We start from the raw sequence: 23,063 nt of genomic DNA, 5'->3' as shown, positions 1-23,063 counted from the left end.
TACCGGTATTACTATGTGGTCATGGTCCGTCTCCCACTCCGCCCCGACGAGGTCGCGCGCGGTCGTCGCCTCGGTGCGCTGGTCCGTCGTGCCCGTGGTCCGCGATCGATCGTGGACACCGCCCTGGCCGCGGGGATCTCGCCGGAGACACTCCGGAAGATCGAGACCGGCCGCATCGCGACGCCGGCGTTCTCGACCATCGCGTCGGTCGCGGGCGTGGTCGGACTGTCGCTCGACGCGGTGTGGTCCGAGGTCAGCTGCGACCCGGCCGACGGCGAGCTGGCGGGCTAGCCGGCGCGGCGGCGGAGCCTGCTGATCGACGCGCCGGCGGCGCCTGCTAGCCAGCGGGCAGCGCCGGCACCGACGCCTCGTCGATCCAGGGCCCGGTCACCGCGCGGACGTCCGCGACCGAGCGGCCGGCGGCGTCCGCGAACGCACGGAGCACGTCCGGCACGGTGACGGATCCGTGCCGGTGCTGCTCGGTGATGCTCCGCAGCCCGGCGAAGAAGGCGTCGTCGCCGAACGTGCGGCGGACGGCGTGCAGTGCGAGGGCGCCGCGCTTGTAGACGCGGTCGTCGAACATGTCCTTCGCGCCCGGCTCACCGATCACCAGGTCCTCCGGCTGCTCGAGCAGTCCCTGCCGGTACCGCTCGGCCAGCTGGTCGGCGGTGTCGTCGCCGCGGTCCTCGGACCACAGCCACTCGGCGTAGCAGGCGAACCCCTCGTGCAGCCAGATGTCCTGCCACCGGGTGACCGTGACGGAGTTGCCGAACCACTGGTGGGCGAGCTCGTGGGCGATGAGGCGGTCGGTGCTGTGTTCGCCGTCGACGTGGTTCCGGCCGAACACCGCCAGGCCGTGGGCCTCGAGCGGGATCTCCAGGTCGTCGTCGGTCACCACGACGCCGTACGCCGCGAACGGGTACGGGCCGAACCGGTCACCGAACAGCGCGAGCATCTCCGGCACCTGGCCGAAGTCGGTCTTCGCGGCGGCGGCGAGGTCGGCGGGGTGGTGCAGCGTGACGGGGACCCCGCTCGTGCGCAGCTTCGTGGTGCGGTACCGGCCGATCTGGACGGTCGCCAGGTAGGTCGCCATCGGCTCGGTGGTGGCGTAGGTCCAGCGGGTGCCGACGCGGTCGCGCTCCTTGGCGAGCAGCTCCCCGTTCGCCAGGACGTCGTACGCCGCCTCGGCCGCGATCTCGATCCGGTACGTGGCCTTGTCGTCGGGGCGGTCGTTGCACGGGAACCACGACGGCGCTCCCGTGGGCTGCGCGGCGACGATGACGCCGTCGGACAGTTCTTCCCAGCCGAGCTGCCCCCACGTGCTCCGGACGGGGTGCGGGGTGCCGCGGTACCGCAGGTGCACGCTGAACACGGTGTCGGCGGCGATGGGGTCGGCCGGGGTGACGGTCACCTTGTGCGTCGCGGTCGAGACCTTCTTGGCCCGGCGTCCGTCGACGTCGACCCGGTCGACCGTGAGCCCGTGCAGGTCGATCACGACCTTCTCGAGCGGCTCGAGGGCACGCGCGGTGATCGTGGCGGTGCCGTCCAGGCGGTTCGTGGCGACGCGGTAGTCGAGACGGAGCTCGTAGTGCTCGGCACTCCACCGTCGGTCGCCGCTGTGCGGGGTGTACGGGTCTGCGGCGGGATCGGAGGGCACGGGGACAGTCAACCTCATGGCGCCGGTGGGGCGGTCACCGAGGGGGCTGCCGATGTCCACGGAGCGATCGGGTTGCCGGACCAGCGGGAGCCCGTCGGCACCTGCTCACCGCGCATCACGAGCGAGGACGGCCCGACGGTCGCCCCGGCACCGATGCCGGCCGCCGGCAGGACCACGCTGTGCGGCCCGAGGGTCGCACCCGCGTCGATCCGGACGGTGTCGAGCTGCATCACGCGGTCGTGGAACAGGTGGGTCTGCACGACCGTGCCCCGCGCCACCGACGCCCCGGAGCCGATGGTGACCAGGTCGGCCTCGGGCAGCCAGTACGTCTCGAGCCAGGTGCCGCGGCCGATCGTCGCACCGAGGCTCCGCAGCCAGACGGCCAGCGCGGGGGTGCCGGTGGCTTGCTCGGCGAACCAGGGCCGCGCAACGGTCTCGACGAAGGTGTCCTGCACCTCGTTGCGCCACACGAAGGACGACCACAGCGGGTGCTCCCGGGCGGTGATCCGACCGACGAACGCCCACTTCGCGATCGTCGACACCACGGCGGCGACGGCACCGGCGGCGATGAGCACCGGTCCGGCGAGCAGCACCGTCCACCCGATCCCGACGGCCGACCAGAGCGCCAGTAGTGCTCCGGCCACGCCGAGCGCGATGGCGGCGGAGACCATCGGGGCGACCAGGCGCAGCAGCTCCCAGCAGCCGCGGGCGACCTTGAGCCGCCGGGACGGACGGAACGTGCGCGCCTCGTCGAACTCCGTCGCCGCGCGCCGCAGCCGCACCGGGGGCGACCCGAGCCACGACGACCCGCGCTTGGCCTTCTTCGGCACAGCGGACAGCACCGCCACCAGGGCCTCGCGCGGCACCGAGCGTCCGGCACCCGTCATCCCGCTGTTGCCGAGGAACGCGCGACGGCCGACCTTCGAGCGACCGATCCGCACCCGACCGCCGCCGAGCTCGTACGTCGCCACCATCGTGTCGTCGGCCAGGAACGCCCCCGACGCGATCTGCGTCAGCGCCGGGATGAGCAGCACCGTCGAGATCTCGGTGTCCCGACCGACCCGGGCGCCGAGCAGCCGCAGCCACACCGGCGTCACGAGCGAGGCGTACAGCGGGAACAGCAGGGTGCGCGCCGCGTCGAGCACCCGCTCGGTCGACCACACCTGCCAGCCGATCCTGGAGCGCACCGGGTGCCGCCCCTCGTGCAGGCCGATGCCGAGCAGCCGCACCGCGACCACCACCAGCAGCGCGTACACCGCACCGGCGACGACCGTCGCCAGGGGGACCGTCAGCAGCGCACGGAGCACCGCGTCGCCCAGGGTCGACGCCCGCCCGACCAGGGCGAGGGCGACCAGCAGTCCGACCGCGACACCGACCACCGGCAACCCGGCCACGGCCAGGGACCCGGCCCCGTACGCGAGCAGCCAACGTCGTCGGGTCGCGGGGCGGGCCTCCCGGTCGTCACGAGCCGACCCGGTGCGCTCCGCAGGTGCCCCTGCCCAGCGTTCGCCCGCGGGCACCGGGCCGCCGACGGCGGAACCAGCCGTGATCTCGGCACCCGCACCGACGTGCGCCCCCGGCAGCAGCGTCGTCCGGCTGCGCACCACGGCGTCCTCGTCGACGCGGACGTGCCCCAGGTGGAACACGTCGCCGTCGAGCCAGTGCCCGGCCAGGTCGACCTCGGGCTCGATCGAGGCACGCTTGCCGATCGTGAGCATCCCGGTCACCGGCGGCAGCGTGTGCAGGTCGACGTCCCTGCCGATCCGCGCACCGAGCGCCCGGGCGTAGTAGCTGATCCACGGGGCCCCCGCCGTCGAGGGGCCGTCGACCGCCTCGGCGATGCGCTCGGCCAGCCAGACCCGCAGGTGCACCGAACCGCCGCGGGGGTACGACCCCGGCCGGACCCCGGCGAGCAGCAGCCGCGCCAGCACCACCGTCAGCGCCATCTTGCCGATCGGCGTCACGAACACCAGGAGCGCCAGCACCAGCACCGGCCAGGGCAGCACCGGCAGGAACGGCAGCGTCGTCGCGTGCAGCACCGCGGCCACCAGGGCCGTCCACGTCAGCACCCGCAACCCCCGGAGCACCTGCACCGGCAGCCCGAGCAGCGTCATCAGCAACCCCGTCGTCGGAGGCACCGGCGTGACGTCACGCGACGACGCCTCGACCGGGCCGGACTCGTCCAGCGCCGCCGCCAACGCCCCGATCCGCGGGTGGTCGTACACGTCCGCCACCGTCGTCGTCGGGAACCGCTCCCGGATGGCCGACACCAGCTGCGCCGCCGTCAGCGACCCGCCCCCGTGGGCGAAGAAGTCGTCGTCGACGCTCGCCACCGGCACCCCGAGGATCGCCGACCACCGCTCGGCGATCCACGCCACCGTGTCCGGCAGCATCGCTGCGTCCGAGGCACCGGGCAACGGCCACGGCAGCGCCGCGCGGTCGACCTTGCCCGACGTCCGCGTCGGCAGCGACTCCACCACGGCCACCAACGGCACCAGCGCCGCCGGCAGCTCCTGCCGCAACCGGGCGTTCGCCGCGGCCACGTCCACCGTCGCCCCCGCTACCGGGGCCACGTACCCGACCAGCACCTGGTTGCCCGCCGGGGTCCGCTGCACCACCGCGGCCCCACCCGCCACGTCGTCCAGGGCCTGCAGCGCCGCATCGATCTCCCCGAGCTCGATCCGCCGGCCGCCGAGCTTCACCTGGTCGTCCGCACGCCCCTGGAACACCAGCCCCTCGGGCTCGTACCGCACCAGGTCTCCGCTCCGGTATGCCCGCTCCCACCCGAGCTCCGGGAACGGCGCGTACTTCTCCGCGTCCTTCGTCGGGTCCAGGTACCGCCCCAGCCCGACCCCGCCGATCACGAGCTCACCGACGCCGCCCGGCTCCACCCGCTGCCCGGCACCGTCCACCACCGCCAGGTCCCACCCGTCCAGCGGCAACCCGATCCGGATGGGCTGGCTCCCGTCGAGCAGGGACCCGCACGCCACCACCGTCGCCTCGGTCGGCCCGTAGGTGTTCCACACCTCACGGTCACGACTCGCGATGCGCGCCGCCAGCTCCGGCGGGCACGCCTCACCACCGAAGATCACCAGCCGCACCTGCTCGAGCGCATCGTCGGGCCACAACGCCGCCAGCGTCGGCACCGTCGACACCACCGTGATCGTGTGCGCGATGAACCAGGGCCCCAGGTCCACCCCCGTCCGCACCAACGACCGGGGCGCCGGCACCAACGCGGCACCGTGCCCCCACGCCAACCACATCTCCTCGCACGACGCGTCGAACGCCACGCTCAGCCCCGCCAGCACCCGGTCACCCGGACCGATCGGCGCCGCCTGCAGGAACATCCGCGCCTCGGCGTCCACGAACGCCGCAGCACTGCGGTGGGTGACCGCCACCCCCTTCGGCACCCCGGTCGACCCGGACGTGAAGATGATCCACGCGTCGTCGGTCTCACGGGGGAGTTCGGCGCTCGCCGAAGGGTCCGTCACCGGGAGCTCGGTGCCGTCGCGGTCGCGCAGGACACCGCTCGCGCCGATCACCCCGACGACACCGGCCTCACCGAACACCAGGGTGGCGCGCTCCTCGGGGTCGTCGGCGTCGACCGGCACGTACGCGGCTCCGGCGGCGAGGACGGCGAGGATCGACAGGTACAGGTCGCGCCCACCGGAGGGGATCCGCACCCCGACCCGGTCGCCCCGTCGGACACCGCGGCGGGCCAGGTCGTCGGCCTGCGCGCGCACGAGGTCGAGCAGGGCGGCGTAGTCGACGCTGCCGGCGGGGTCCTCGAGGGCGGTCGCGTCCGGGTGGGTCGCCGCGGTCGCCGCCAGGACGTCGAACAGGGTCCGTGGCGCGGGTGCGTCGCCGCCGCGGGCGAGTTCGAGCTGCGCGTTCCCGGTGCCGATGGTCATCGAGGCCTCTTCCCGGTCGCGTGCGGGACGACCGGCCCGTGATCCTAGAGGGTCGAGGTGTCCTGCTCGGGAACGGACGGTGCCGCACCGGTCGGGCCGAGCGCCGCGCGTGCCGCGTCGAGCGCCGCGGCGATCCCGATCGAGTCGTCCAGCGAGTGCACCGGGGACTCCGTGCGACCGTCCGCCACGTACTGCGCGAGCGCCGCCGCCTGCCACACGAGTCCCTGACGGCCCCGCAGCCCAGTCGGCTCCGCCCAGTGGTCCTCCCCACCCGGCTGGTGCACCGCGAACGACGCCGGGAACACGAAGTGGTCGGTGTACCGGACCGTGGCCCGGCTCCCGGCGATCACCGCCAGCCCCGGCGTCCACGCCGTCATCGACGTGGCCACCACCGCCTGCGCGCCACCCTCTGCCGTCGACACGGTGACGGACTGGAGGTCCACCCCGCGGTCCGAGACCGCCCCCGTCGTGCTGCTGGTCACCGGGGCGCCGGTGGCGAACCGTGCGAACCAGTGCCCGTACACGCCGGCGTCGAGGAGCGCACCCCCACCTGCGGCGGGGTCGAACATCCGGTCCGCCGGGTCCGGTTCGTGCGGCCACCCGACATCGACCGTGGCGAGCCGGACGTCGCCGAGGACCCCGTCCGCGAGCAGACGCGCGACGACGGTCGTGCCCGGCAGGTACCGGGTCCACATCGCCTCCATCGCGAGGACGCCCGCGGCCCGTGCGGCGTCGGCGAGGGTGCGCGTGTCCGCCGCCGAGGTCGTCATCGGCTTCTCGACGAGCACGTGCTTGCCGGCGGCGATCGCGAGCAGCGCGTGCCCGAGGTGCTGCGGGTGCGGCGAGGCGACGTAGACGACGTCGACGGCGGGGTCCGCCACGAGGGCCTCGTACGAGCCGTGCACACCTGGCACGCCGTGGCGGGCGGCGAAGGCCGCGGCACGCTCGGGGGAGCGGGACCCCACGGCGACGACGCGCTGGTCGGAGTTCGCGTGCAGCGTCGCGGTGAAGTCGTTCGCGATCTCCCCGGGGCCGATCACACCCCACCGGAGCACGGGTCCGCCCCGCAGCGCGTGGACTCCGGGCACCGGGAACGTCATCGTCATGCCGGAACGCTACCGGCCGGACCCCGACCCGGACCCCGACCCCGACCCCGACGTACGGCTCGTCGCCCCGGAACCGACCCGCATCGAGTCATCCGACCCAATCGCCCCGTGACACGGTCGATGAGAATCGGATTCCACGAACCGCCGCCGGTCGCGGCGTCGGGAACCCGAGGAAGGTCGTCACCGATGCCCACACAGCCGCCTCCCCACATCGACCGCGACGTGCGGTACTCGGACCGGCACGACGCCCTGGTCCTCGACGTCCACAGCCCGGGCACCGGATCGCCCCCGAGCACCGGCGCCGTCGTGCTCGTGCACGGTGGCGGCTGGTTCCGCGGTGACAAGTCCAAGGAGGACGGCCTGTCCGCCCGACTCGTCGACGCCGGGTACACGGTCTTCGTCCCGAACTACCGCCTGGCACCGACGGACGTGTTCCCCGCGAGCAGGGACGACGTGCTCACCGCGTACGAGTGGGCGCTGCAGTCCGACATCCCCTTCGACCGGAGCAAGGTCGCATTCTTCGGCGGCTCGGCCGGCGGGAACCTCGCCGTCGAGGGCGGCATCGCGACCGGCCGTCCCTCCGTGAGCTGGTCCGGGATATTCGGCCTCGCCGAGATCATCCGCGTCACCGACGGCACGGTCTCCGCGGCACCGACGACCCAGGACCTCGACGCGATGCGCAGCGCCGACATCGACCAGACCGGGCGGGACGACCCGTTCCTCCGCTGGGTGATCCTGCAGGAGGTCGGCGGCGACCGGTCGGCGCTCGCCGCGGCGTCCACGATCGAGCACGTGACGGCGTCGACGGGCCCCGTCTACCTCGCCAACTCGCTGGACGAGTGGGTCCCGCGGTCGGACCCGATCGCCCTGCAGGCCGCGCTCGCCGCGGTCGGCGTCCCGAACACGCTGCAGCTGATCCCCGGTCTCCGGCACGCCGAGGGCTACACCGACCACGCGCTGCCGGGATCGCTCGCGTTCCTCGCGCAGACGCTCGGGGTCGAGCACCGCTGAGCGGCGCACGACGAAGGAGGACCCCCGTGCCCGACGACTCCGCAGCACCGCTCCCGATCGGCCCGGTCGGCAACGTCTTCCTGTTCGTCGACGACCTCGAGGCCGCGGTCGCCTGGTACGCGGCCAGGCTCCGCCGCGAACCGGTCGTGCGTGGTGGCGCGCTCGTCGCGTTCGACATCGAGGGCGTCCGCCTCACGCTGCACCGCACCGACGAACTGAACACGCCCGGGCCGTCCGGCACGGTGCCGTACTGGACCGTGCCCGACGTGGACGCCGTCGTCGAGGACTGGGTCGCCAACGGTGCCGTCGCGCACCGGGGCCCGAAGACGGTGTTCACGGGAGAGCGGCTCTGCCAGCTGCTCGATCCCTTCGGGAACCTCTTCGGCGTACTTTCCAGTGCCCCCAGGAGGATTCGAACCTCCGCCCCTGCCTCCGGAGGGCAGTGCTCTATCCCCTGAGCTATGGGGGCCAAGGGGTGTCAACAACCGTAGCAGGTCCGGCGGGTGGTCCTGGACAGCGCGTGTCGCGCTGTGGACGTGCCGTCGGACGGCCGGGAGGCCCGGTGCGGGCACGCCACGGGCCTCCCGTCCGCACGATGCGTTCGTCGCGTTCCCGTGCGAGGTTCCGTGTCCCGTGCGGCGCAGCAGGCGCGCACCACGTACGGAACCTCGCACCGCATGGCGGACGCGGCACCGTGCGAGCGTCGCGAGCCGGCGCGAGGTTCCGCGTTCCGTGCGGCGCTGCAAGCGCGCACCACGTGCGCAACCTCGCACCAGACGACGGACGCGGCACAGTGCGTGGCCGCCGTCGACCTGGAGGCGCGGTGAGGGCCCGCCCCGGGCCTCCTGTCCGCACGGTGCGAGCGACGCGATCCGGCGCGAGGTCCCGTGTTCCGTGCGGCGCTGCAAGCGCGCACCACGTGCGCAACCTCGCACCCGATGGCGGATGCGGCACCGTGCGTGGCCGCCGTTGACCTGGAGGCGCGGTGCGGGCCCGCCCCAGGCCTCCCGTCCGCACCGTGCGTCCGTCGCGAGCCCGTGCGACGTCCCGTGTTCCGTGCGGCGCAGCAGGCGCGCACCAGGCACGCAACCTCGCACCCGATGGCGGACACGGCACCGTGCGTGGCCGCCGCCGGCCGGGAGGTGCGGGCCCGCCACGGGCCTCCCGGTCGCACCGTGCATCCGTCGCGATCCCGTGCGACGTCCCGTGTTCCGTGCGGCGCAGCAAGCGCGCACCACGTGCGCAACCTCGCACCCGATGGCGGACACGGCACCGTGCGTGGCCGCCGTCGACCTGGAGGCGCGGTGCGGGCCCGCCACGGGCCTCCCGTCCGCACGGTGCGTCCGTCGAGATCCCGTGCGAGGTTCCGTGTTCCGTGCAGCGCTGCGAGCAGCGCACCACGTGCGCAACCTCGCACCCGATGGCGGACACGGCACCGTGCGTGGCCGCCGCTGGCCGGGAGGCGCGGTGCGGGCCCGCCCCGGGCCTCCCGTCCGCACGGTGCGACCGTCGCGATCCCGTGCGAGGTTCCGCGTTCCCTGCGGCGCTGCAAGCGCGCACCAGGCGCGCAACCTCGCACCAGACGGCGGAGCCCGCACCGTGCCAGAGCGAGCGCGTCAGCCCGCGGGCGTGGCCGTCGCCGACGCGGACGGCTGCAGCGCGGCGCGCACCGCGTCGACGACGGGCTGCGCCCCACCCGGCTCGGTGAACAGCGTCGACTGCGCGGTGATCCAGTACGGGTCGGCGAAGGCGTCGGCGCGGCCGACGTCGCCGCTCAGGGCGAAGTAGCCCTCCACGCGGTAGGTGGGGACGGAGCCGCCCCGCTCGTACAGGGCGTCCTTCAGGTGGGTGAGCGACTTCTCAGGCAGATCGGCGACGGCGAGCGTGATGGTCGTGGCCTCGGCGTCGGTGCTCACGAACCGGCAGACGCGACCGCGCTGCTCCTCGATGGCGGCGGCGGGGGAGCCCTTCGGCGGAGTGAAGGCGTCGTCGAGCTCGAAGGTCTGCCCGTACACCGACAGGGCGGTGGCCGGCAGCAGTTCCGCGCAGGTCTGCGACACCGGCTTGCCCGCGGGGGTCGCACTGGCCGACGGGGTGCTGTCCCCGCCGCCCGAGCACCCCGCGAGCACGAGGGCTGCTGCGGTGGTGACGGTGGCGACGGTGAGCGCCCGGGCACGGCTGCGGGGGGTCATGCCGACATGATGCTGCATCGACCGGTGCGGACCTGGGCGTCCCGGTAGGATCGATCCTCGTGACTCCTGCCGAACTCTCCGCCGCGTACCTGTCGATCCTGACCGGGATCGTCGAGCGCCGAGGCGCGTCCGAGACCGTGACGATCGAGGAGTCCCACGTGGTGCTCGAGCGTCCGAAGAACCGCGCCCACGGCGACTGGGCCTCGAACGCCGCGATGCAACTCGCCAAGCGGCTCGGCACGAACCCGCGCGAGCTGGCGACCGAGATCGCCGGCGAGCTGACCGAGCTCGACGGTGTGGACTCGGTCGACGTCGCCGGCCCCGGCTTCATCAACATCACGCTCGAGGCCGCCGCCGCGGGTGAGATCGCGCGCACCATCGTGGACGGCGGCGAGTCCTTCGGTACCGGCGACCTGTACGACGGCGTCCGGATCAACCTGGAGTTCGTCTCCGCCAACCCCACCGGCCCGATCCACATGGGCGGCGTGCGGTGGGCCGCAGTCGGCGACAGCCTGGCCCGCGTGTTCCAGGCGCAGGGCGGGCTCGTCACCCGCGAGTACTACTTCAACGACCACGGCGCGCAGATCGACCGTTTCGCCCGCTCCCTCGTCGCCAGCGCACTCGGTGAGCCCACGCCCGAGGACGGCTACGGCGGCGCGTACATCGCCGAGATCGCCGCACGGGTCATCGCGACCCTCGAGCCGGGCATCGACGTCCGCGACCTGCCGCGCGACGAGGCGCAAGAGCTCTTCCGTCGGGAGGGCGTCGACTTCATGTTCGCGGACATCAAGTCGTCGCTGCACGACTTCGGCGTCGACTTCGACGTCTACTTCCACGAGAACGCCCTGCACGAGTCGAAGGCCGTCGAGCGTGCCATCGCCCGACTGCGGTCGGCCGGCGTGATGTACGAGGCCGAGGGCGCCGAGTGGCTGCGCACGACCGACTTCGGCGACGACCGCGACCGCGTCGTCATCAAGTCGGACGGCGAGCCCGCGTACATCGCCGGCGACCTGGCGTACTACCTCGACAAGCGCGAGCGCGGGTTCGAGCGGAACCTGATCATGCTCGGCGCCGACCACCACGGCTACGTCGGCCGGATGATGGCGATGTGCGCCGCGTTCGGGGACGAGCCGGGCAAGAACCTCGAGATCCTGATCGGGCAGATGGTCAACCTGCTCAAGGACGGCGAGCCGATGCGCATGTCGAAGCGCAACGGCACCATCGTCACGATGGAGGACCTCGTCGACGCCGTGGGTGTCGACGCCGGCCGGTACGCCCTGGTCCGGTTCGCCAGCGACACCGCGATCGACATCGACCTCGACCTGCTCACCAAGCGCACGAACGACAACCCCGTCTTCTACGTGCAGTACGCCCACGCCCGCACGCAGTCGGTGGCTCGGAACGCCGCGGCGGCCGGGGTCGACCGGTCCGTGTTCGACGCCTCGCTGCTGACCCACGAGTCCGAGAGCGCGCTCCTCGGAGCCCTCGCCGAGTACCCGCGGGTGGTCCGGCACGCCGCCGAACTGCGCGAGCCGCACCGCATCGCGCGGTACATCGAGCAGCTCGCCGGCCTCTACCACCGCTGGTACGACTCCTGCCGTGTCACGCCCCTCGGCGACGAACCCGTGACCGACCTGCACCGCACGCGCCTGTGGCTGAACGACGCCACCGGCCAGGTCGTCCGCAACGGCCTCGGCCTGCTCGGCGTGTCCGCGCCGTCCCGCATGTAGCGGCACTCCTTCCGCAAGACACCGGTGTTCGCGCACCGAACACCCGCATTCCGCGGTGTCGAGCGCGAACACCGGTGTTTTGCATCCCGGCCGCAGCCCGGCCGCAGCCCGGCCGCAGCTGGGCCGCAGTCCGGGCTGGCAGGGTAGGACGCATGCCCGCAGCCACCGAACGCCCCACCACGCGCCGCCGCTGGCCCGTCGTCCTGCTCGTGGTCGTCGTCGTGCTCGCCGCCCTCGTCGTCGTCGCCGAGTTCGTGCTGCGCGGCGTCGTCGACCGGATCATCGCCCAGCAGGTCGAGCAGTCGCTGCCGGACGGCACGACCGGCGAGGTCGACGCCCACGCGGAGGGCATCGTCATCCCGCAGCTCATCAGCGGCACGCTCGACCGCGTCGAGATCTCCTCGGCGAAGCTCACGGTGGACGGCATCCCGCTCGCCGCCGACGTCACCGCGCAGGACGTCCCGGTGGACGGCAAGGGTGACGTCCGCGACGTCGACGGCACGGTCACCCTGGCGTCGTCGAGCGTCAAGGACCTGGCGAAGTACAGCCCGCTGTTCGACCGGCTGAACCTGGTCGACGGCGGCGTCGAACTGACGGGGTCGTCGTCGGTGCTCGGCTACGACATCACCTACGCGGCCAAGGGTTCCGTCGTCGCGCAGGACGACGGCCGCGGCATCTCGATCACCCCGGAGAGCGTCCGGATCACGAACTCCGACCTCGGCCTGAAGGTCGACTCGATCCCGGGCGTCACCGGTGTCCCGGTGCAGGTCTGCACCGCGCAGTTCCTACCCGAGGCGCTGCGCGTGCGCTCGCTCGACGTGTCGAAGTCGGACGCGACGGTCCGCATCACCGCGGATGCGCTGCCGCTCAACGAGGACGGCCTGCGGACGGTCGGCAGCTGCGGCTGAGCGGACGGGTGCGTAACGCGGCCTGGAGGAACGGCTCGCGTCGGTAGGATCGGGTCCCGTGAGCGAGAACCCCCTTGCACCGCCGCGGCTGCGGTTCCCGACGGACGCCTCCGAACTGGTGGACCGCATCTGGCCCGCGTCCGCGACGAGGACCGACGATGGCACCCTGGCGATCGGCGGCATCAGCGCGACGGACCTGGTCGCGCAGTTCGGCACGCCCCTGTACGTCGTCGACGAGCGTGACGTCCAGTCCCGCGCCGTCCGCGTGCGGAACGCGTTCGCCGAGGCGTTCGAGCGCATCGGCAGCCACGCGCACGTCTACTACGCCGGCAAGGCCTTCCTGACGACGCAGGTCGTCGCGTGGATGGCCGAGGCCGACCTGCGCGTGGACGTCTGCACCGCCGGTGAGCTCGCGGTCGCCCTGGCCGGCGGCATCGACCCCGGCCGGCTCGGCTTCCACGGCAACGACAAGTCCGACGCCGAGATCACCCGCGCGGTCGAGGTCGGCATCGGCACGATCGTGCTCGACAGCCACGAAGAGGTGCAGCGCGTCGCCCGTGCCGCCGCCGACGCCGGGGTCGTGCAGCGCGTCCGCATCCGGATCAACACCGGTGTGCACGCGTCCACCCACGAGTACCTGGCGACCGCCCGCGAGGACCAGAAGTTCGGCATCCCGCTGTCCGAGGCCCTCGATGCCGCGGCAGCCGTCCGCGCCGAGCCCTCGCTCGCCTTCGTCGGGCTGCACTCGCACATCGGCTCGCAGATCTTCGACGACGCCGGCTTCCGCGAGGCCGCACGCCGACTGATGGACGTGCACGCGACGCTCGTGGCCTCCGGTCCGGTGCCCGAGCTGAACCTCGGCGGCGGCTGGGGGATCGACTACACGGAGGCCGATTCGGCCTTCGCCCCCGAGGACGTCGCCGACGCACTGGCCACGATCATCGGCGAGGCCTGCGCCGAGCGCGGCATCCCGGTGCCGGACATCGCCGTCGAGCCGGGCCGCTACATCATCGGCCCGCCCGGGGTGACGCTCTACCGCGTCGGCACGATCAAGCCCGTCACGCTCGAGACCGAGGACGGCGGCAGCGCGACCCGCACGTACGTCTCGGTCGACGGCGGGATGAGCGACAACATCCGTCCCGCCCTGTACGGCGCCGACTACACGGCCCGGCTCGCCCGCACCTCGGACGCCCCCGCGGTGCTGAGCCGCGTCGTCGGCAAGCACTGCGAGAGCGGCGACGTCGTGGTGAACGACGAGTACCTGCCCGGCGACGTGCAGCGCGGTGACCTGCTGGCCGTCGCGGCCACCGGTGCCTACTGCTGGGCGCTGTCGAGCAACTACAACCACGTGGGCCGCCCGCCGGTCGTCGCCGTCGCGGACGGCGCAGCCCGTATCCTCGTGCGGGGCGAGACGATCGACGACCTCCTCGCCCGTGACACCGGGGTCGCCGCCGTGCCCGCCGACGGCACCGGCCGCTGACCCCCGACCCGACCGGGTCCGCCCATCCCGCAGGGCGCACCCCCACCGACAGGAACCGCTCCCAGATGATCGAATACCGCAACGTCCGTGTCGCGCTGCTCGGGGCCGGCTCGGTCGGTTCCCAGGTCGCGCGACTGCTCCTCGAGCACGGCGACGAGCTGGCCTCGCGCGCCGGTGCCGGGCTGGAGCTGGTCGGGATCGCCGTGCGCGACGTGGACGCCCAGCGCGACGTCGACCTGCCGGCGGAGCTCTTCACCACGGACGCTGCATCGCTCATCCTCGGCGCGGACATCGTCGTCGAGCTCATCGGCGGCATCGAGCCGGCGCGCACCCTCGTGCTCCAGGCCCTGCAGTCGGGCGCGGACGTCGTCACCGGCAACAAGGCGCTGCTCGCGACCCACGGCCCGGAGCTCTTCGCCGCGGCCGAGCAGGTCGGCGCGCAGCTCTACTACGAGGCCGCCGTGGCCGGGGCGATCCCGATCATCCGTCCGCTGCACGACTCGCTCGCCGGTGACCGCATCGTCCGGATCATGGGCATCGTCAACGGCACCACGAACTTCATCCTCGACCTGATGGACCGCAAGGGCTCCACGTTCGAGGATGCCCTGGCCACCGCGACGGAGCTCGGGTACGCCGAGGCCGACCCGACCGCCGACGTCGAGGGCTACGACGCCGCGCAGAAGGCCGCGATCCTGGCCTCGCTGGCGTTCCACACCTCGGTGCCGCTCGCCGCCGTGCACCGCGAGGGCATCACCCACGTCACGATCGACCAGGTCCGTGCCGCCCGCAAGGCCGGCTACGTCGTGAAGATCCTGGCGACCGCCGAGCGCCTCACCGACGAGGACGGCCGCGAGGGCGTCAGCGCCCGGGTATACCCGGCCCTCGTGCCCGAGTCGCACCCGCTCGCGAGCGTGCACGGTGCGAAGAACGCGGTGTTCGTCGAGGCCGAGGCCGCCGGCGACCTGATGTTCTACGGCGCGGGTGCCGGTGGCGTCGAGACGGCCTCGGCGGTCCTCGGCGACCTGGTCTCCGCGGCCCGCCGGCACGTCATCGGCGGCCCGGGTGTCGCCGAGTCGACGCAGTCCGAGCTGCCGGTGTTCCCGATCGGCACGGTCCGCACGAGCTACCAGATCACCCTGCACGTCACGGACGCCCCCGGCGTGCTGTCGACGGTCGCCGGCGTGCTCGCGAAGCACGGCGTCAGCGTCGAGACGGTCGAGCAGACCACCACCGGCGCAGCCGAGGGGACCGCGACGCTCGTCATCGGCACCCACCTGGCGCGTGAGGCCGACCTGGCGGACACCGTCGTCGCCCTCCGTGGCGAGGACGTCGTCCTGCACGTCACCAGCGTCCTGCGCGTCGTCGGTCGCTGACGCGACCACGGGCCTCCAGGCCGACCTGCAGGCCCACCGAGCCGCACCACCACCAGATCCACCCCACCGGACAGAGAGAGAAGCCTGATGGCCCACCAGTGGCAGGGAGTCCTGCGCGAGTACGCCGACCGACTCGACGTGACCGAGGCGACGCCCATCGTCACGCTCGGTGAGGGCGGCACGCCGCTCATCCCGGCTCGTCGGCTCTCCGAGCGCACCGGCGCCGAGGTCTACGTGAAGTTCGAGGGCATGAACCCGACGGGTTCGTTCAAGGACCGCGGCATGACGATGGCGATCTCGAAGGCCGTCGAGCACGGCGCGAAGGCCGTCATCTGCGCCTCGACCGGCAACACCAGCGCCTCGGCCGCCGCGTACGCCACGCACGCCGGCATCACCGCTGCGGTGCTCGTGCCCGAGGGCAAGATCGCCATGGGCAAGCTCAGCCAGGCCGTCGCCCACGACGCCCAGCTGCTGCAGGTGCAGGGCAACTTCGACGACTGCCTCGACATCGCCCGCGACCTGGCGGCGAACTACCCGGTGCACCTCGTCAACTCCGTCAACAACGACCGCATCGAGGGGCAGAAGACCGCCGCGTTCGAGGTCGTCGACGTCCTCGGTGACGCACCGGACTTCCACTTCCTGCCCGTCGGCAACGCGGGCAACTACACCGCGTACTCGCGCGGCTACCGCGAGGACGTCGCCGCCGGCCGCAGCACCAAGCTGCCCCGCATGTTCGGGTTCCAGGCCGCCGGTTCCGCCCCGATCGTGCACGGCGAGGTCGTCCGGCACCCGGACACCATCGCGTCGGCGATCCGCATCGGCAACCCGGCCTCGTGGCAGTTCGCGCTCGAGGCGCGGGAGGAGACCGACGGCTACTTCGGTGCCATCACCGACGAGGCCATCCTCGCCGCACACCGCATCCTGTCTGCCGAGGTCGGCGTCTTCGTCGAGCCCGCATCGGCCATCGGTGTCGCCGGGCTCCTCGAGCGTGCCGACGCCGGTGTCGTGCCGAAGGGCGCGAAGGTCGTCATCACGGTCACGGGCCACGGCCTGAAGGACCCGCAGTGGGCGCTCCGCACGCCCGACGGCGGCGAGGTCACCCCGACGAGCGTGCCGGTCGACACGAAGTCGATCGCCGACGTGCTCGGTCTGGTCAGCGAGCAGTGATCTCCGACCGCTCGTCCGGACCGGGAGAGGGCATGACCGCCCGCAGTGCTGTACCGGCCGGACGGGCGGTCCGTGCGCTGCCGACCGGATCGGCGGTCCGCGTCCGGGTGCCGGCCACGTCGGCGAACCTCGGCCCCGGCTTCGACTCGCTCGGCCTCGCGCTCTCGCTCTACGACGAGGTCGTGGTGCGCGTGCGCTCCCAACCCGGTGCGACCGTCACGGTCGAGGGCGTCGGTGCCGGTGAGGTCGCCACGGACGACACGAACCTCGTCGTCCGTGCGGTCCGCCGTGGCCTGGAGCACGCCGGTGTCGACCAGCCCGGTCTCGAGCTGCACGCCACGAACGCGATCCCGCACGGCCGCGGTCTCGGTTCCTCCGCCGCGGCGATCGTCGCCGGGCTGATGGCTGCCCGTGGTCTGCTCGAGGGCATCGTCGACCTGGACGCCTCGACGCTCCTGACCCTGGCCACCGAGATGGAGGGCCACCCGGACAACGTCGCGCCGGCGCTCTTCGGCGGCCTGACGATCGCGTGGATGACCGCCGAGGGCCCGGCCTACAAGCGGCTCCTGGTGCACCGCGGTGTCGCCCCGGTGGTGTTCGTGCCGACCTCGACGCTCTCGACCAAGCTCGCGCGCTCCCTGCAGCCCGAGCAGGTCCCGCACGCCGACGCCGCGTTCAACGTCTCCCGCTCGGCGCTGCTCGTCGCGGCGCTCATCCAGAGCCCCGAGCTGCTGCTCGCCGCGACCGAGGACCGTCTGCACCAGGCGTACCGCGCCAGCGCCATGCCCGAGACCGACGCCCTGATCCGGTTGCTCCGACAGCACGGCCTCGCCGCGGTGGTCTCCGGTGCCGGGCCGAGCCTGCTCGTCCTCGGCAGCGACCCGGCACAGCGCCTGACCGCCGCCGAACTGGTGCAGCGACACGCCGAATCCGACTGGCGGCCGCTCATGCTGGCCGTCGATCTCGGTGGTGCTACAGTGGCAGCGCACTCGGCGCTCGAAGCCGAACCCGCGTAACCGTACGGATCGCTCGTCCTCAGGACAGCTCCTGCGACGTCGCAGGGTCCGGTGCGCGAGTGTGCAACTCTTTCTGATCACCGAATCCCGATCCGTCGTCTGAACGGCGGTCGATGCTCACCCTGCATCCGGGACGGTGGAAACTCTCCGCGTTCTGCGGTTCGAAAGGAAACACCGACCTTGACCGACAACAACTCCGCCCAGGTGGAGATCCCCAGCGACCTGCGTGCCCTCCGACTCCCGGAGCTCCAGCGCATCGCCTCCTCGCTCGGCATCACCGGGCTCTCCAAGCTCCGCAAGGGCGACCTGATCGCCTCCATCGAGGACAAGCGTCCCGTCGACGAGACGCCGGCCGCCCCGGCCGCCGCCGTCGTCGAGACCCCCGCCGAGCCGGCCGCCACCGAGGAGCCGACCCTGCCGGAGCCCGCCGAGACCCCCGCGCAGCCCGCTGCCGAGGCACCCGTCGCCGACTCCGAGGCACCCGCCGAGTCGGCAGCCCCGAGCCGTGCCCGTCGTTCGCGCCGCGCATCGTCCGGCGGCACCGTGAACGCCGCGCCGACCTCGGCCGCCGAGCACACCAACCACGGCCAGACCGGCACCGAGGACCTCCTCGCCGGGCTCGACCAGGTCCGCGCCGAGAAGGACGCCCAGGAAGCCGCGCAGTCCGGCTCCCAGCGCCGTGGCCGTGGCCAGCGGAACGCCGAGCAGCGTGGCACCGAGCAGCGTGGCGCCGACCAGCGCGCCGCCGAGCAGGGCCAGCAGGCGTCGGCACCCGCCGAGGCCGAGCAGCCGAGCCAGGCGGCCCAGCAGGGCCAGCAGGCCCCGACGTCCGCCGTCCAGGCCGACCAGGACCAGAACGAGTCCGGCGACCAGAACGACCAGGGCGACCAGAACTCCGAGCAGGGCGAGGGCGGCTCGCGTCGCGGTCGTCGTAGCCGTGGTCGCGGTCGTGGCCGTGGCCAGAACGCCGAGAACGGCGAGCAGCAGAACGGCGCCGACCAGCAGAACGGCGCCCAGAACGGCGCCCAGAACGCCGGCCAGCAGAAGCAGAACGGTGCCGACCAGCAGAACGGCGGCCAGCAGAAGCAGAACGGCGGCGAGCAGCAGAACGGCCAGCAGAACGGCGGCCAGAAGCAGAACGACCAGCCGAAGCAGGCCGAGGCCAAGCAGGACGACAAGGCCGACCAGAAGCAGCAGCAGAACGCCGGTCAGCAGAAGCAGCAGACCAGCGGCCAGCAGAAGCAGCAGCAGCAACAGCACGCCGACGAGGCCGAGAGCGGCCGCAGCCGTCGCCAGCGTGACCGCAAGCGCGGCCGCGGCGGCCAGAACGACGACTTCGAGCCCGAGGTCACCGAGGACGACGTCCTGATCCCGATCGCGGGCATCCTCGACGTCCTCGACAACTACGCGTTCGTCCGCACCACCGGGTACCTGCCGGGCCCGAGCGACGTCTACGTCTCCCTCGGCCAGGTGAAGAAGTACCACCTGCGCAAGGGCGACGCCGTCGTCGGTTCGATCAAGCAGCCGCGTGACGGCGAGCAGCAGAGCCGCCAGAAGTACAACGCGCTCGTGGCCGTCGAGTCGATCAACGGCCAGTCCGCCGACGAGGCCGCGGCCCGCGTCGACTTCAACAACCTCACCCCGCTGTACCCGAACGAGCGCCTGCGCCTCGAGACGGAGCCGGGCAAGCTGTCGACCCGCATCATCGACCTCGTGTCGCCGATCGGCAAGGGCCAGCGCGGTCTCATCGTGTCCCCGCCGAAGGCCGGCAAGACCGTCGTGCTGCAGGCCATCGCGAACGCCGTCGCCAAGAACAACCCCGAGGCGCACCTGATGGTCGTCCTCGTCGACGAGCGGCCCGAAGAGGTCACCGACATGCAGCGCACGGTGAAGGGCGAGGTCATCGCCTCGACCTTCGACCGTCCCGCCGAGGACCACACCACCGTCGCCGAGCTCGCCATCGAGCGTGCGAAGCGCCTGGTGGAGCTGGGCCACGACGTCGTGCTGCTGCTCGACTCGATCACCCGCCTGGGCCGTGCGTACAACCTGTCGACCCCGCCGTCGGGCCGCGTGCTCTCCGGTGGCGTCGACTCGGCGGCGCTCTACCCGCCGAAGCGCTTCTTCGGCGCCGCGCGCAACATCGAGGACGGCGGCTCGCTGACCATCCTCGCGACCGCGCTCGTCGAGACCGGCTCCAAGATGGACGAGGTCATCTTCGAGGAGTTCAAGGGCACCGGCAACATGGAGCTCCGCCTGAACCGGCACCTCGCCGACAAGCGGATCTTCCCCGCCGTCGACGTGAACGCCTCTGGTACCCGTCGCGAGGAGCAGCTGCTCTCCGCCGACGAGGTCAAGATCACCTGGCGTCTGCGCCGGGCCCTCGCCGGGCTCGACCCGCAGCAGGCCCTCGAGATCGTGCTGCGGAACCTCAAGGAGACGCAGTCGAACGTCGAGTTCCTGGTGCAGGTGCAGAAGTCGGTCCCCTCGACCGGCGCCCACCACAACGGCCACCAGGAGTAACGCGTGTTCGAGTCGGTAGCGGGGCTGCTGGCGGAACACGAGGACCTGACACAGCAGCTGTCGGACCCCGCGCTCCACGCCGATGCGGCCCGGGCGAAGAAGGTGAACCGGCGGTACGCCGAGCTCAACCAGATCAAGTCCGCGTACGAGGCCTGGCAGGCGGCGGGGGACGACCTCGCCGCCGCCCAGGAACTCGCGCGTGAAGACGCGGCGTTCGCGGACGAGGTCCCCGGGCTCGAGGAGCAGCTGTCGGAGCGCCAGGAGCGTCTCCGGCGGTTGCTCATCCCGCGCGACCCCGACGACGGCCGCGACGTCATCATGGAGATCAAGGGTGGCGAGGGCGGCGAGGAATCGGCGCTGTTCGCGGCCGACCTCCTGCGCATGTACTCGCACTACGCCGAGACCAAGGGCTGGAAGGTCGAGCTCCTCGAGCGCACCGAGTCCGACCTGGGTGGCTACAAGGACGTCCAGGTCGCGATCAAGTCGAACACGACCGATCCGTCCCAGGGCGTCTGGGCGCACCTGAAGTACGAGGGCGGTGTGCACCGCGTCCAGCGTGTGCCGCAGACCGAGTCGCAGGGGCGCATCCACACCTCGACCACCGGCGTGCTGGTGTTCCCCGAGGTGGACGAGCCCGAAGAGGTCCAGATCAACCAGAACGACCTCAAGATCGACGTCTACCGGTCCTCCGGCCCCGGCGGGCAGTCCGTCAACACGACGGACTCCGCGGTCCGCATCACCCACCTGCCCACGGGCATCACGGTGGCGATGCAGAACGAGAAGTCGCAGCTGCAGAACCGCGAGGCCGGCATGCGCGTGCTCCGCGCACGCATCCTCGCGCGCCAGCAGGAGGAGCTCGACGCGATCGCCTCGGACGCGCGCAAGTCGCAGATCCGCGGGATGGACCGTTCGGAGCGCATCCGCACGTACAACTTCCCGGAGAACCGGATCGCGGACCACCGCACCGGCTACAAGGCGTACGACCTCGACCGCGTGATGAACGGTGCCCTCGAGCCCGTCATCCAGTCCGCCATCCAGGCGGACGAAGAGGCACGTCTGGCCGCCATCGGCGACCAGGACGCGTAAGCGCACACCCAGCCTGGAGGCCCGGATCACCGCCGACAAGCCCCTCACGTACGCCGCGGATCGCCTGCTCGAGCAGGCGACCGCGGCGCTCGTCGCCGTCGGCGTGCCGACGCCCCGGGTCGACGCGGAGCTGCTGCTCGCGTGGGCGACCGACACCTCGCGCGGTGCCGTCCAGGCCCGTGCGCTGATCGGTGGCGGCATCGCGCCGGAGCACGTCGAGCGCTTCCGGCATGCCGTCGCCCGCCGTGCCACCCGTGAGCCGCTGCAGCACATCACCGGGCAGGCGTACTTCCGTGCGCTCACCCTGGCCGTCGGACCTGGCGTGTTCGTGCCCCGTCCGGAGACCGAGGGCGTCGTGCAGTTCGGCATCGATGCGCTGCGGGCGACCGCGGTCCCCGAGCCGATCGCCGTGGACCTGGGCTCCGGCAGCGGTGCGATCGCGATCGCGATGGACACCGAGGTGTCGAACGCCGTGGTGTACGCCGTCGAGCGGTCAGCCGAGGCCCTGCCCTGGACCCGGCGGAACGTCGACGCCCACGGTGGGACGGTCCGGCTCGTCGAGGGCGACCTCGCCGACGCGCTGCCGGAACTCGACGGCACCGTGTCCGTCGTTGTGTCGAACCCGCCGTACGTGCCGGATGACGCGATCCCGATCGACCCCGAGGTCCGCGACCACGACCCGGCGATGGCGCTCTACGGCGGGCCGGACGGCCTCGACGCCGTCCGGGCTCTCGCCGAGACGGCCTGGCGGTTACTGGTGCCCGGGGGAGTCCTGGTCATCGAGCACGCCGAGCCGCAGGGCGCCGGCGTCCGGGAGGTCCTGGCGCGCCGGGGGTTCCGCACCCCGGAGACGCACGTCGACCTGACGGGGCGCGACCGCACGACCACCGCGACGCGCTAGACGGGGGCGAGCCGGGCCTCCCGTCGCTCACCCGTGCGTGCGTGTGCCGCGTGCATCCGGGCGTACCGGGTGGGATCGGGCGTACCGGGTCGTTCGGGATGACCAGGTGTGCCCGTTCTTGCTTTCCAGCGCAACCGCGATGGGAAGGAACGGGCGTGGCGGGCGTGGGGCGAGCCGCGCCTCCCGTCGCTCGGCCGCGCGTGCGTGTGCCGGGTGGATCCGGTTGTACCTGGTGGGATCGGGCGTACCGGGTCGTTCGGGATGACCAGGTATGCCCGTTCCTGCTTTCCAGCGCGACCGCGATGGGAAGGAACGGGCGTGGTGGGCTACGCGACGGGGGAGGCCTCGCGCTGCTGCGCCGCGACGAAGGCGCGGACGTGCTCGCGCAGGTCGGTGTCGTGCTCGACCAGGACCGCGTGGATGCCGAAGCTGCGCGCACCTGCGATGTTCTCGGGCATGTCGTCGGCGAAGAAGGTGCGCTCCGCGGGGACCCCGTGGTGGGCGATCGCGCGCTGGAAGACCTCCGGCTCGGGCTTCCGCGCACCGAAGTTGCTCGACGTGTCCAGGTGTTCGCCGAAGACCTCGGGCAGGGACGGCGCCCACTCGTGGATCCAGCGGCCGGCGAGCGGACCGTTGTTCGTGAGCAGTCCGACACGCCCGTGCTCGCTCGCGATCCGGACCGCCTCGATGCGTTCCGGCAGCTCGGTCATGGCGGATCCGCGGATCCGGGCCCAGTCGGCCTCGGGGACGTCGCACTCCATGGCGCGCTCGAACGCGGCCAGGTACTCGTCGCCGTCGGCGAACCCACCGGCCTCGGCACGCATCTCGTGACCGCAGTCCCACCAGCGACGGCGGAGCTCCTGGAACTCGTGTCCGGTGAACTCGGAGAGTGCGGCCATGCGCACCTGCCAGTCGTACCGGACCAGGACGTCGTCCATGTCGAAGAGGAACAGGAGCGGGGGTGCGGGCGTCTCGTTCACGATGTCCACCATTGTGTCGCACTAT

The 23,063-nt window shown here is 72.5% G+C and carries 16 protein-coding genes, 1 tRNA gene and 1 pseudogene; 12 read left to right on the top strand and 6 right to left on the bottom strand.

The window, feature by feature from the left end; translation table 11 throughout:
* Window positions 1–21 precede the first annotated feature (21 nt).
* Window positions 22–291 carry a helix-turn-helix domain-containing protein gene (locus DEJ29_RS10465; RefSeq protein ID WP_111094286.1) on the top strand — a complete coding sequence of 90 codons (270 nt, stop codon included), beginning with the start codon at window positions 22–24 and terminating at the stop codon, window positions 289–291.
* Between the two features lie 46 nt (window positions 292–337).
* Here DEJ29_RS10465 and DEJ29_RS10460 read toward each other — a convergent pair whose 3' ends face one another.
* The 3 genes from DEJ29_RS10460 to DEJ29_RS10450 are packed head-to-tail and all read right to left on the bottom strand — an operon-like array spanning window position 338 to window position 6,674.
* Complete coding sequence (locus tag DEJ29_RS10460) at window positions 338–1,657, bottom strand: M1 family metallopeptidase (RefSeq protein WP_258375883.1); 1,320 nt, start codon at window positions 1,655–1,657, stop codon at window positions 338–340.
* Between the two features lie 14 nt (window positions 1,658–1,671).
* Complete coding sequence (locus DEJ29_RS10455) at window positions 1,672–5,568, bottom strand: Pls/PosA family non-ribosomal peptide synthetase (RefSeq protein ID WP_111094207.1); 3,897 nt, start codon at window positions 5,566–5,568, stop codon at window positions 1,672–1,674.
* Window positions 5,569–5,612: 44 nt separating this feature from the next.
* Window positions 5,613–6,674 carry a Gfo/Idh/MocA family protein gene (locus tag DEJ29_RS10450; RefSeq protein ID WP_258375884.1) on the bottom strand — a complete coding sequence of 354 codons (1,062 nt, stop codon included), beginning with the start codon at window positions 6,672–6,674 and terminating at the stop codon, window positions 5,613–5,615.
* A 186-nt stretch (window positions 6,675–6,860) separates the two neighbouring features.
* Here DEJ29_RS10450 and DEJ29_RS10445 point away from each other — a divergent pair, with 186 nt between their 5' ends.
* Window positions 6,861–7,685 carry an alpha/beta hydrolase gene (locus DEJ29_RS10445; protein ID WP_181438116.1) on the top strand — a complete coding sequence of 275 codons (825 nt, stop codon included), beginning with the start codon at window positions 6,861–6,863 and terminating at the stop codon, window positions 7,683–7,685.
* A gap of 26 nt (window positions 7,686–7,711) precedes the next feature.
* Window positions 7,712–8,056: pseudogene (locus DEJ29_RS18370) on the top strand (VOC family protein); the annotation flags it as partial.
* A gap of 26 nt (window positions 8,057–8,082) precedes the next feature.
* Here DEJ29_RS18370 and DEJ29_RS10440 read toward each other — a convergent pair.
* Window positions 8,083–8,154, bottom strand: a tRNA-Arg gene (locus tag DEJ29_RS10440).
* A gap of 1,147 nt (window positions 8,155–9,301) precedes the next feature.
* Window positions 9,302–9,877, bottom strand: a complete 576-nt coding sequence (locus DEJ29_RS10435) for a hypothetical protein (RefSeq protein WP_111094210.1) — start codon at window positions 9,875–9,877, stop codon at window positions 9,302–9,304.
* 59 nt (window positions 9,878–9,936) lie between these two features.
* Here DEJ29_RS10435 and argS point away from each other — a divergent pair, with 59 nt between their 5' ends.
* From argS to prmC, 9 genes are all read left to right on the top strand, one after another.
* Window positions 9,937–11,607: an arginine--tRNA ligase gene (gene argS / locus DEJ29_RS10430; RefSeq protein ID WP_056068838.1), complete on the top strand. Its 1,671-nt coding sequence runs from the start codon at window positions 9,937–9,939 to the stop codon at window positions 11,605–11,607.
* Window positions 11,608–11,759: 152 nt separating this feature from the next.
* Window positions 11,760–12,515: an LmeA family phospholipid-binding protein gene (locus DEJ29_RS10425; RefSeq protein WP_111094211.1), complete on the top strand. Its 756-nt coding sequence runs from the start codon at window positions 11,760–11,762 to the stop codon at window positions 12,513–12,515.
* Window positions 12,516–12,573: 58 nt separating this feature from the next.
* A complete protein-coding gene (gene lysA, locus DEJ29_RS10420) occupies window positions 12,574–13,995 on the top strand; it encodes a diaminopimelate decarboxylase (RefSeq protein WP_111094212.1) in 1,422 nt (473 codons plus the stop codon).
* 65 nt (window positions 13,996–14,060) lie between these two features.
* Window positions 14,061–15,368 carry a homoserine dehydrogenase gene (locus DEJ29_RS10415; protein ID WP_111094213.1) on the top strand — a complete coding sequence of 436 codons (1,308 nt, stop codon included), beginning with the start codon at window positions 14,061–14,063 and terminating at the stop codon, window positions 15,366–15,368.
* Between the two features lie 87 nt (window positions 15,369–15,455).
* Window positions 15,456–16,535 carry a threonine synthase gene (gene thrC / locus DEJ29_RS10410; protein ID WP_071404606.1) on the top strand — a complete coding sequence of 360 codons (1,080 nt, stop codon included), beginning with the start codon at window positions 15,456–15,458 and terminating at the stop codon, window positions 16,533–16,535.
* 32 nt (window positions 16,536–16,567) lie between these two features.
* Window positions 16,568–17,551 (top strand): homoserine kinase, encoded by a 984-nt coding sequence (gene thrB / locus DEJ29_RS10405; RefSeq protein WP_111094288.1) that lies wholly within the window; start codon window positions 16,568–16,570, stop codon window positions 17,549–17,551.
* Between the two features lie 180 nt (window positions 17,552–17,731).
* Complete coding sequence (gene rho / locus DEJ29_RS10400; protein ID WP_111094214.1) at window positions 17,732–20,071, top strand: transcription termination factor Rho; 2,340 nt, start codon at window positions 17,732–17,734, stop codon at window positions 20,069–20,071.
* 3 nt (window positions 20,072–20,074) lie between these two features.
* The gene (prfA, locus tag DEJ29_RS10395; protein WP_017885756.1) at window positions 20,075–21,157 is read left to right on the top strand and encodes a peptide chain release factor 1; all 1,083 of its coding nucleotides are present in this window, start codon (window positions 20,075–20,077) and stop codon (window positions 21,155–21,157) included.
* A gap of 103 nt (window positions 21,158–21,260) precedes the next feature.
* The gene (gene prmC, locus DEJ29_RS10390; protein WP_502866876.1) at window positions 21,261–22,058 is read left to right on the top strand and encodes a peptide chain release factor N(5)-glutamine methyltransferase; all 798 of its coding nucleotides are present in this window, start codon (window positions 21,261–21,263) and stop codon (window positions 22,056–22,058) included.
* Window positions 22,059–22,384: 326 nt separating this feature from the next.
* On the opposite strand, the gene DEJ29_RS10385 is transcribed toward prmC, so the two are convergent.
* The gene (locus tag DEJ29_RS10385; RefSeq protein WP_146248283.1) at window positions 22,385–23,038 is read right to left on the bottom strand and encodes an HAD family hydrolase; all 654 of its coding nucleotides are present in this window, start codon (window positions 23,036–23,038) and stop codon (window positions 22,385–22,387) included.
* Window positions 23,039–23,063: the final 25 nt, after the last annotated feature.

The sequence above is a fragment of the Curtobacterium sp. MCPF17_021 genome, from assembly GCF_003234605.2.
GTDB classification, from domain to species: domain Bacteria; phylum Actinomycetota; class Actinomycetes; order Actinomycetales; family Microbacteriaceae; genus Curtobacterium; species Curtobacterium flaccumfaciens.
Note: the sequence above shows the minus strand (reverse complement) of the source record. Positions and strands in the feature narration are given on the sequence as shown.

What these genes read in the sequence shown, in the direction of transcription:
- thrB (WP_111094288.1), top strand. Translation starts at nt 16,568, where the DNA reads ATGACCGCCCGCAGTGCTGTACCGGCCGGACGGGCGGTCCGTGCGCTG.
- DEJ29_RS10455 (WP_111094207.1), bottom strand. Translation starts at nt 5,568, where the DNA reads ATGACCATCGGCACCGGGAACGCGCAGCTCGAACTCGCCCGCGGCGGC.
- DEJ29_RS10425 (WP_111094211.1), top strand. Translation starts at nt 11,760, where the DNA reads ATGCCCGCAGCCACCGAACGCCCCACCACGCGCCGCCGCTGGCCCGTC.
- DEJ29_RS10465 (WP_111094286.1), top strand. Translation starts at nt 22, where the DNA reads ATGGTCCGTCTCCCACTCCGCCCCGACGAGGTCGCGCGCGGTCGTCGC.
- DEJ29_RS10450 (WP_258375884.1), bottom strand. Translation starts at nt 6,674, where the DNA reads ATGACGATGACGTTCCCGGTGCCCGGAGTCCACGCGCTGCGGGGCGGA.
- DEJ29_RS10415 (WP_111094213.1), top strand. Translation starts at nt 14,061, where the DNA reads ATGATCGAATACCGCAACGTCCGTGTCGCGCTGCTCGGGGCCGGCTCG.
- DEJ29_RS10435 (WP_111094210.1), bottom strand. Translation starts at nt 9,877, where the DNA reads ATGACCCCCCGCAGCCGTGCCCGGGCGCTCACCGTCGCCACCGTCACC.
- DEJ29_RS10445 (WP_181438116.1), top strand. Translation starts at nt 6,861, where the DNA reads ATGCCCACACAGCCGCCTCCCCACATCGACCGCGACGTGCGGTACTCG.
- thrC (WP_071404606.1), top strand. Translation starts at nt 15,456, where the DNA reads ATGGCCCACCAGTGGCAGGGAGTCCTGCGCGAGTACGCCGACCGACTC.